At 65.2% G+C, this 9,189-nt stretch carries 8 protein-coding genes and 3 pseudogenes; all 11 read left to right on the forward strand.

Annotation, left to right across the window (positions count from 1 at the left end; translation table 11 throughout):
• Nucleotides 1-4: 4 nt before the first annotated feature.
• A complete protein-coding gene (gene flgA, locus ASG62_RS05720; protein ID WP_056696201.1) occupies nucleotides 5-502 on the forward strand; it encodes a flagellar basal body P-ring formation chaperone FlgA in 498 nt (165 codons plus the stop codon).
• Entirely contained in the window at nucleotides 499-1,716 is a 1,218-nt protein-coding gene (locus ASG62_RS05725; protein WP_413814176.1) for a flagellar basal body P-ring protein FlgI, read from the forward strand. Before flgA ends, ASG62_RS05725 begins: the two co-directional genes overlap by 4 nt.
• Before the next feature lies 1 nt (nucleotide 1,717).
• Nucleotides 1,718-2,347 carry a MotE family protein gene (locus ASG62_RS05730; RefSeq protein WP_056696202.1) on the forward strand — a complete coding sequence of 210 codons (630 nt, stop codon included), beginning with the start codon at nucleotides 1,718-1,720 and terminating at the stop codon, nucleotides 2,345-2,347.
• A gap of 5 nt (nucleotides 2,348-2,352) precedes the next feature.
• Nucleotides 2,353-3,060, forward strand: coding sequence for a flagellar basal body L-ring protein FlgH (flgH, locus tag ASG62_RS05735; RefSeq protein WP_056696237.1), 708 nt, complete (start codon nucleotides 2,353-2,355; stop codon nucleotides 3,058-3,060).
• A gap of 220 nt (nucleotides 3,061-3,280) precedes the next feature.
• On the forward strand, nucleotides 3,281-3,838 hold the full coding sequence (locus tag ASG62_RS05740) for a flagellar basal body-associated FliL family protein (protein WP_056696205.1): 558 nt from the start codon (nucleotides 3,281-3,283) through the stop codon (nucleotides 3,836-3,838).
• The gene (gene fliP / locus ASG62_RS05745; protein WP_056696208.1) at nucleotides 3,835-4,647 is read left to right on the forward strand and encodes a flagellar type III secretion system pore protein FliP; all 813 of its coding nucleotides are present in this window, start codon (nucleotides 3,835-3,837) and stop codon (nucleotides 4,645-4,647) included. Before ASG62_RS05740 ends, fliP begins: the two co-directional genes overlap by 4 nt.
• Nucleotides 4,648-5,049: 402 nt before the next feature.
• Nucleotides 5,050-5,246: pseudogene (locus ASG62_RS27990) on the forward strand (flagellin); the annotation flags it as partial.
• Between the two features lie 5 nt (nucleotides 5,247-5,251).
• Nucleotides 5,252-5,902 (forward strand): annotated as a pseudogene (locus ASG62_RS27995) (flagellin C); the annotation flags it as partial.
• Nucleotides 5,903-6,510: 608 nt separating this feature from the next.
• Entirely contained in the window at nucleotides 6,511-7,548 is a 1,038-nt protein-coding gene (locus tag ASG62_RS27510) for a flagellin (RefSeq protein WP_057180317.1), read from the forward strand.
• A gap of 544 nt (nucleotides 7,549-8,092) precedes the next feature.
• Nucleotides 8,093-8,289: pseudogene (locus ASG62_RS25335) on the forward strand (flagellin); the annotation flags it as partial.
• 11 nt (nucleotides 8,290-8,300) lie between these two features.
• Nucleotides 8,301-9,189 (forward strand): flagellin (locus ASG62_RS27145; RefSeq protein ID WP_200945538.1); only part of this gene is annotated, 889 nt, incomplete at its 3' end.

Raw genomic sequence — 9,189 nt, forward strand, 5'->3', positions numbered from 1 at the left:
CGTCATGGAATGGGCCTCGAAATCGGAACGGGTCGTCGTCAGCTTCTACGCGCTGGGCCTCTTCCTCGTCGCGATCATCCTTCTCGCCATTCCGGTGCGCGCCTTTGCGGCCGACATCGAGATGCCGGTCCCGACCGCCGTGATCTATCCCGGCCAGAACATCCTCGACCGCGGCGTCTCCGATGCCCGCTTCAAGGTGCCGGCCGACAAGCTGAACGCCTACGTGATCGAGCGCGGCATGCTGACGGACATGATCGCCAAGCGCACGCTGATGCCGAACAAGCCGATCATGCTCTCCGACCTCAAGTCGCCCGATCTCGTGCGCGCCGGCGTGCCCGCTCCGATCGTCTACCGCGAGCCCGGCCTCGTCATCACCGCCGTCGGCCTGCCGCTTGCGTCCGCAGGCGCCGGCGACGCCATCCGCGTGCGCAACGCCGACAGCGGCGTCACCATCTCCGGCGTCGTCGCCAAGGATGGCTCCATCGAGGTTCTCGCTCCATGATGCGTTTTCTGAAGAGCCTGGCGCTCGGCCTCGCCCTTCTGGGGCAGGGCACCGCGCTCGCCGCCGACTACGGCGCCGGGGCGGGAGAGGGCGGCTACCAGGCCGAGGCCGGCATCGGCGCGCGCGAGAGCTTCCGCCCGCAGCGCCCCGGCGCCGACGCGCTTCGCACCGGCGGCGTGCGCATCAAGGACATCACCACCGTCAAGGGCGTGCGCGACAACCAGCTCGTCGGCTACGGTCTCGTGATCGGCCTCCAAGGCTCGGGCGATAGCTTACGCAACTCGCCCTTCACCGAGCAGTCGCTCCAGTCCATGCTCGACCGGATGGGCGTCAACGTCCGCTCCAACAATCCGCGCACGAAGAACGTCGCCGCCGTCGTCGTCACCGCCGACCTGCCGCCCTTCGTGGGCACCGGCTCGCGCATCGACGTCTCCGTCTCCTCGCTCGGCGACGCCCAGTCGCTGATGGGCGGCACGCTCGTCATGACGCCCCTCTACGGCCCCGACGGCGAGATCTACGCGGTGGCACAGGGCTCGCTCGCCGTGTCCGGCTTCACCAGCGCCGGCGAGAGCGAGAAACTGACGCAGGGCGTTCCCACCTCCGGCCGCATCGCCGGCGGCGCCATCGTCGAGCGCGAGGTCCTGCGCGCCCAGGTCGAGACCGACCAGATCACCATGGAACTGCGCAATCCCGACTATCGCACGACGATCCGCATCGTCGACGCGATCAACGCCTTCGCCGGACCGAAATACGGCAAGCCCGTCGCCCGCGAGAACGACTTCCGCACCATCCAGCTGACGCGCCCGGTGAAGATCTCCTCGACGCGCTTCCTCGCCGATCTCGGCGATCTCACGATCAAGCCCGAACAGTCCGCCAAGGTGGTGATCGACGAGCGCACCGGCACGGTCGTCATCGGCAACGACGTGCAGATCTCCACCGTCGCGGTCACGCAGGGCAACCTCACCGTCCGGATCACCGAAATGCCGCAGGTCTCGCAGCCCGAGCCCTTCTCGGACGGGCAGACGGTCGTGACCTCGGACACGATGGTCGACGCCCAGCAGGAAGGCGGCAACTTCGCCTTCGTCTCCGGCGCCAATCTCGACACCGTCGTTCGCGGCCTCAACCGCCTCGGGCTGAAGCCGACCGGGATCATCGCGATCCTCCAGGCGATCAAGACCGCCGGTGCCCTCCAGGCCGATCTCGTGGTGCAGTGACATGACCGAACCGCAGACATTCGCCTCGAAGCGCGCCGCGCTCCTTGCCGGCATCCTCCTCGCCCTCGTTCCCGCGACGACGCTCGCCGAGGGCTCGCGGGCGCTCCAGCCCGGCCAGATCGAGGCGCCCGAGGACACGGGTCCCAAGCAGGTCCGCGTCATCGGTCCCGACGGCAAGCCCGCCGTCAGCGACGCGCCCGCGCCGAGCGACGTCGAGCGCTACTGCTCGGCCATCGCCGATCCCGCCAAGGACGCGCGCGTCGCCATCCAGACCCAGCGCCTTCAGGCGCTGGAGAAGGAGGTCGATGCCAAGATCGACGCGCTCGAGGCCAAGCGCCGCGAGTATCAGGACTGGATGCAGCAGCGTCAGGCGTTTCTCGACTCCACCAGCGCCATCATGGTCGACATCTACGCCAAGATGAAGCCGGACGCGGCCGCCTCGCAGCTCGCCACGATCGACCGCGAGATGGCGGCCTCGGTCCTCACCAAGCTGAAGTCGCGCACGGCGAGCACCATCCTCTCCGAAATGCCCGCCAACGTCGCCTCCGAGATCGCCGCGCTGATCGTCAAGAAGACCAGCAAGGACGGCGACGTCGCGACCAAAGCGAACCGGCCGGGAGCCAAATCGTGAAGCCCATCGCCTCCATCGCCGTTCTGGCCGCGCTCGCCCTCTCCGGCTGCGTGACGAACAGCCCCGACTTCAACGCCGAGCCCACCCTGTCGGCGCCCGGCACCGGGCTCCAGCAATATGCGCCCTATGTCGAGCCCGTGAGCTTTCCCGCCGCGTCCGGCCCGCCGCGCCGCGCGAACTCGCTCTGGACCGATTCCACCGCCGATTTCTTCCGCGACACGCGCGCGCTCAACGTCGGCGACATCGTCACGGTGAAGATCGAGATCGAGGACAAGGCCAAGCTCGACAACAACACCAAGCGCTCGCGCGATTCCGGCATCAACGGCAGCGCCGACTTCGCCGGCGGATGGAACGACAATTCCTTCGGCGTGCTCGCCGGCAAGCTCGGCCTCAAGGGCGGCACGGAGACCGAAGGCAAAGGCAAGGTCGACCGCTCCGAGAAGATCAACCTCTCCGTCGCCGCGCTGGTGACGCAGGTTCTGCCGAACGGAAACCTCTTCATTTCCGGCCAGCAGGAGGTGCGCGTCAATTTCGAGGTGCGCGTCTTGCAGATCGCGGGCGTCATCCGCCCCGGCGACATCCTGCCCAACAACACGATCCCCTACGACAAGATCGCCGAGGCGCGGATCTCCTACGGCGGCCGCGGCCGCCTATCGGAAATGCAGCAGCCCGGCTGGGGCCAGCAGGCTCTCGACCGCGTCCTGCCCTACTGACGGCGGACCGGTCTTTGGATCGATCGAAAACGACGGCGCGGGGGCCCCTCCCGCGCCGTCCTCGTTTCGGACGGGCCCGAAAAGATGAACGATCGGTTAACGCACGCAAGGCTCGCGATAGGGTGACGGCTTAACTCCTGAGCCTGTTGGACGGCCATGACGGCCTGTTCTTGGGGCGCGCGATCCGCGGCCCATCCTTCCCATGAGGGGACGAGGTGTCATGACCGATCTCAGCGCCGACGCTCTCGCTGCCATTGCCGCCGAAGGGGATGGTCAGCCGCAGAAGCCGAAGAACAAGATGCTGCCGACCATCATCGCGGTCGTCGTGCTCACTCTCGTCGCCGTCGGCGCGGGGTCCGGCATGGGCATGCTTCTCGGGGGCGCAAAGCCGGTGGCCGAGCCCGCGCCCGCCGAGACCGCCAAGGCGGTGGAAGGGGAGGGCGCCGAGACCGCGTCGACGGCGGTCGACGAGGGGACGGAGGCCAATCCGACCGTTCTGGTGAAGCTCCCCGCCGTTCTCACCAACATCGCGACGCCGCCGAAGACGCTTCTGCGCGTCGAGGCCGCGATCGTCGTCCGGTCGAAGGATGTCGAGAACGTCGACGTTCTGGCGGCCCAGATCCAGGCGGATACGCTGAGCTTCCTGCGCACGGTGGATCTGGCGCAGATCGAAGGCTCGCGCGGCCTCCTGCACCTTCGCGAAGACCTCAAGGAACGCGCGCAGCTTCGCTCGCCCGCCGTCGTGGACTATCTGATCCAGTCGATGGTCGCGCAATGAGGCGGGGCCTTGCCGGCGCGCTCGCGCTCGGGGCGGCGCTTTCCCTCTTCCTGGCGGCGCCCGCCTTGGCGCAGGATGCCAACACGCTTCTTCAGGACAGCGGCCTCGCTTCGCTGATCCCGGCCGGCGAAGGCTCCGTCTCGGGCCGCGTCATCCAGCTCTTCGGCCTCGTCACGGTCCTCTCGATCGCGCCCGGCCTCCTCGTCATGGTGACGTCCTTCACCCGCATCGTGGTGGCGCTCTCGATCATGCGCTCGGGCCTCGGTCTTCAATCGACTCCGGCCAACCTCATCCTGATCTCGCTCTCGCTCTTCATGACCTTCCACGTCATGTCGCCGACCTTCGACCAGGCCTGGAGCCAGGGCCTGAAGCCGCTGGTGGACAACCAGATCAACGAAAGCCAGGCCTTCGACCGCATATCCGGCCCGTTCCGCGACTTCATGATGAAGCAGGTGCGTCCGCAGGACCTCGCCCTCTTCGACGATCTCAACGAGGCCCACCGCCGCGACCGCGTGGAGCCCGTCCGCGAGGCCGCGCTGCCGGGCGGACAGACCGCGCCGGTCCTCGTCGATCTGCGCGTCCTCATCCCGGCCTTCATGATCTCCGAGCTTCGCAGAGGATTCGAGATCGGCTTCCTGATCGTTCTGCCGTTCCTGGTCATCGACCTGATCGTCGCGACGCTGACCATGTCCATGGGCATGATGATGCTCCCACCGACCGTGATCTCGTTGCCGTTCAAGATTCTCTTCTTCGTCCTCATCGACGGCTGGAACATGCTGACGGGGTCCTTGGTGCGGTCGTTTTTCTAAAGGCCGTCCGGGCGAAGCGGATCAGCTTCGCCGCCGTCGATGTGGCACGGACAGACGGACGAAGCTCTTCCCGTAAGCTTCGTTTGCTGGAAGCATCCTAACGTAATGGCAGCTTATGAACAGCGGGACTTCTTCTAAGCCGCTGGAAAGATACGACTTCCTCGCGTGTGGTCGAGGAGGTCGAGGTGTTTTGCTTCCGCCGATCCGGCAAAGTCGTGCAGCGAGCACGTTTTATAAAGTCACGTGGCAAGTTTTACGCTAAGTTAACCACGAAGAGCTAAACAGGTAGTCGATAGCGGAGTGACATTCGGGAGGGACCTGAGGTCATAGGCATGATGCCGCGCCGCTGTGCTGGCCCGATCCAGTCTGTCCCCCATCATAGTGATCCTCGGGACTATCCTCATGACCTCCGTCAACACGAATGCTTCGGCCACGACCGCTCTGCGCACGCTGCAGCAGACGAACCGTGCCCTCGACACCACGCAGAACCGCATCTCGACCGGCCTGAAGATCGGCGAAGCCAAGGACAACGCGGCTTACTGGGCGATCTCCACCACGCTGAAGTCCGACAACAAGTCGCTCGCCACCGTCAAGGACGCNCGGCCTGAAGATCGGCGAAGCCAAGGACAACGCGGCTTACTGGGCGATCTCCACCACGCTGAAGTCCGACAACAAGTCGCTCGCCACCGTCAAGGACGCGCTGAACCTCGGCGCCGCGACTGTCGACATCGCCTATCAGGGCCTGACCAAGTCCAAGGAAGTCCTGGACGAGATCAAGGCCAAGCTGACCGCCGCCACGCAGGACGGCGTCGACCGCAACGTCATCCAGGCCGAGATCGCCGAGCTGCAGAAGCAGCTGGTCTCGATCGCCTCCTCCTCGGCCTTCTCCGGCGAGAACTGGCTCTCCGTCGATTCCAGCAGCAAGATCTATACGTCCAACAAGACGGTCGTCTCGTCCTTCGCCCGCGACGCCAATGGCGGCGCCACGATCGGCACGATCGGCATCGACACGTCGAACATGTCGCTCTTCGACGCCAATGCGGATGCTGCCAAGAGCGGCATCGTGGACGCCCGCGTCGCACTGACCTCCGGCGGCCGCGCTCTGGCCTTCGGCGGCACGGCAGCGGCCGGCTCCACCGGCAACACCACGACGGCGGGCCTCGTCGTCGGCACCGACACCGGCGTCACCGCGACGGCTCTGCAGGATACGGGCGTCGTCGCCACGAAGGGCGAGGGCAGCTTCACCGGCTTCACGNGGCCTCGTCGTCGGCACCGACACCGGCGTCACCGCGACGGCTCTGCAGGATACGGGCGTCGTCGCCACGAAGGGCGAGGGCAGCTTCACCGGCTTCACGGCTGCTGCTTTTGCGGGCGCTGCCGATGGTATCAAGTTCACCTTCAGCACCATCGCGGTCAGCCCGACCACGGGCGCTCAGGTTCTCACCCCGGTCGTTCTCGATGTCCTGAAGGCGAACGTCAACGCCACCGGCCCCGATGACTCCGTCGATACTCTCGGCGAACTGGTCGCGGCCTTCAACAACGCTGCTGGCGGTGCGGTGGCCTATGAGGCTTATGCCGATGGCTCGGCCTTCAAGATCCGCAACAAGACGGGCGGCGAACTGGCCGGCATCAAGCTGACCTCCGTTGCTGCGATCGCCAGCGGTTCCGCGCTCGGCCTCACCCCTGTCAACACCACCAACAACGTGGGTGTCGGCCAGGCCAAGCTGACCACGACGAGCCTGAACATCTCCGGCCTCGGCGCGACGGACAAGGTCCAGTTCTCGTTCAAGTTCGACGGCAGCTCGGCTCAGGTCTACGACGTCGCCAGCGCTCGGCCTCACCCCTGTCAACACCACCAACAACGTGGGTGTCGGCCAGGCCAAGCTGACCACGACGAGCCTGAACATCTCCGGCCTCGGCGCGACGGACAAGGTCCAGTTCTCGTTCAAGTTCGACGGCAGCTCGGCTCAGGTCTACGACGTCGCCGTGGGCGCCGATCTCGACGCGCTGATCGTCAACCTGAACGCGGCATCCGGCTTCAGCACCTACGCGGTTGCCAGCAAGTCGGGCTCGGAGCTCGTCATCACCGGCAAGACGCTGGGTGCCGACAAGTCGATCGAACTGACCAACGTAACCTACACGGACACGCTCGGTGCCTCGATCGAGCTGCCGACGGCGACGAATCTTCCCTATTCAGAGAAGGCCAAGCTGACGAGCGCCGCGTTCGGCGGTCCGATCACGCTCGACGCCGACGACAAGATCCAGTTCGACATCGCCGTGGGTGGCGCTGCCTCCAAGCTGGTGACGATCGACAAGGCGACGATCGACGCTGCCCTGTCCAGCAACACCGGCACGATCGGCACGTCGGCGAACTATGTCACCGTCCTGAACAAGGCCTTGACCAATGCCGGCGTCACCGGCGTCGCGGCTTCGATCGAGACGGTCGGTCTGGATGCGGGCCGCATCGTCTTCACCTCGACGGCACGCGGTTCCACGGCGTCCATCAAGATCTCCGACGCCGCGGCGACGAAGGGTGCGATGGAAATCTCCGTCGACACGATCGACATCTCTGCTTCGACCCTCGCCGCTCTCGGCGCGGACTCCGGCGACAAGATCCGTCAGGTCATCTCGGCCTACGTCTCGGTCGTCAACACCGCGATCGGCAAGGTCACGACCGCGGCTTCGAACCTCGGTGCCGTGTCCAAGCAGATCGAGACGCAGACGAACTTCGTCGACACGCTGGTGGATACGATCAACAAGGGCGTGGGCGACCTCATCGACGCCGATCTCTCCGAAGAGTCGACCCGTCTCCAGGCGCTTCAGACCAAGCAGCAGCTCGGCGTCCAGGCGCTCTCCATCGCCAACGCATCGACGCAGAACATCCTCCGGCTTTTTCAGTAAGCCGCTCGGAACCTGAATAAAACACGGGTTGTGTTCACTTAAGCCAAGCGTTCCGCGCGGCAAACCTTCCTGGACGCCCTCGAGCCTTGACCGGCTCGGGGGCGTCTTCGTTTCTGCTGCAGGGGCTGCGAGGCGGAGCAAGGCATAGGCTTTTCGATGCGACCTTCTCGACGCCTTCGTTGCGGTTTGCGTCCGCTCGCCTGACGGCCTCGATGCGAGGAAGCTTCGCGATGAGCAAGCTCGGACCGATTTTTTTCTGCAAGGGTTGATCGAAGCCGCCTGCGGCATCCGGCAAACGAAGGCCGAAAATGCCCGGAGATATCGGCATTCGGCATTGCCACCGGTACTGTTTCGTACGGATATCAAGTCACGTTGCCCCGAGGGATTCCCAAAGCTCATTAGGAACCTGTTCAGATTGGCTTGTTAGAACAGTCTCGTAGCAGCGATGAACAGGGTGATGCCCAGTATCGCAGGCATGATGCCGATGCTGCCCGACGATTAAGACCGTCATGTCCCAGAGTAATATTTTACGGGACTAGTAATCATGACCTCCGTCAACACGAATGCTTCGGCCACGACCGCTCTGCGCACGCTGCAGGCGACGAACCGTGCCCTCGACACCACGCAGAACCGCATCTCGACCGGCCTGAAGATCGGCGAAGCCAAGGACAACGCGGCTTACTGGGCGATCTCCACCACGCTGAAGTCCGACAACAAGTCGCTCGCCACCGTCAAGGACGCNGTCCGACCCCCTGCCGGATGTCCCCACCACGCAGAACCGCATCTCGACCGGCCTGAAGATCGGCGAAGCCAAGGACAACGCGGCTTACTGGGCGATCTCCACCACGCTGAAGTCCGACAACAAGTCGCTCGCCACCGTCAAGGACGCCCTCGGCCTCGGCACGGCGACCGTCGACATCGCCTATCAGGGCCTGACCAAGACCAAGGAAGTCCTGGACGAGATCAAGGCCAAGCTGACCGCCGCCACGCAGGACGGCGTCGATCGTAACGTCATCCAGACCGAGATCGCCGAGCTGCAGAAGCAGCTGGTCTCGATCGCCTCCTCCTCGGTCTTCTCCGGCGAGAACTGGCTCTCCGTCGATTCCAGCAGCAGCGCCTACTCCGCCAACAAGACGGTCGTCTCGTCCTTCGCCCGCGACGCCAATGGCGGCGCCACGATCGGCACGATCGGCATCGACACGTCGACCCTGTCGCTCTTCGACGCCAATGCGGATGCTGCCAAGAGCGGCATCGTCGACGCCCGCGCCGCGCTGACCTCCGGCGGCCGCGCTCTGGCCTTCGGCGGCACGGCAGCGGCTGGCTCCACCGGCAACACGACGACGGCAGGCCTCGTCGTCGGCACCGACACCGGCGTCACCGCGACGGCTCTGCAGGATACGGGCGTCGTCGCCACGAAGGGCGAGGGCAGCTTCACCGGCTTCACGGCTGCTGCTTTTGCGGGCGCTGCCGATGGTATCAAGTTCACCTTCAGCACCATCGCGGTCAGCCCGACCACGGGCGCTCAGGTTCTCACCCCGGTCGTTCTCGATGTCCTGAAGGCGAACGTCAAATTATTGATGGTCAGCATAGGCTTGCTGGCCTTGGTTATCATAAGAAAGATAGGCCTTTCGAGGTCAACGT

It is taken from the genome of Aureimonas sp. Leaf427, assembly GCF_001425485.1.
GTDB lineage: Bacteria > Pseudomonadota > Alphaproteobacteria > Rhizobiales > Rhizobiaceae > Plantimonas.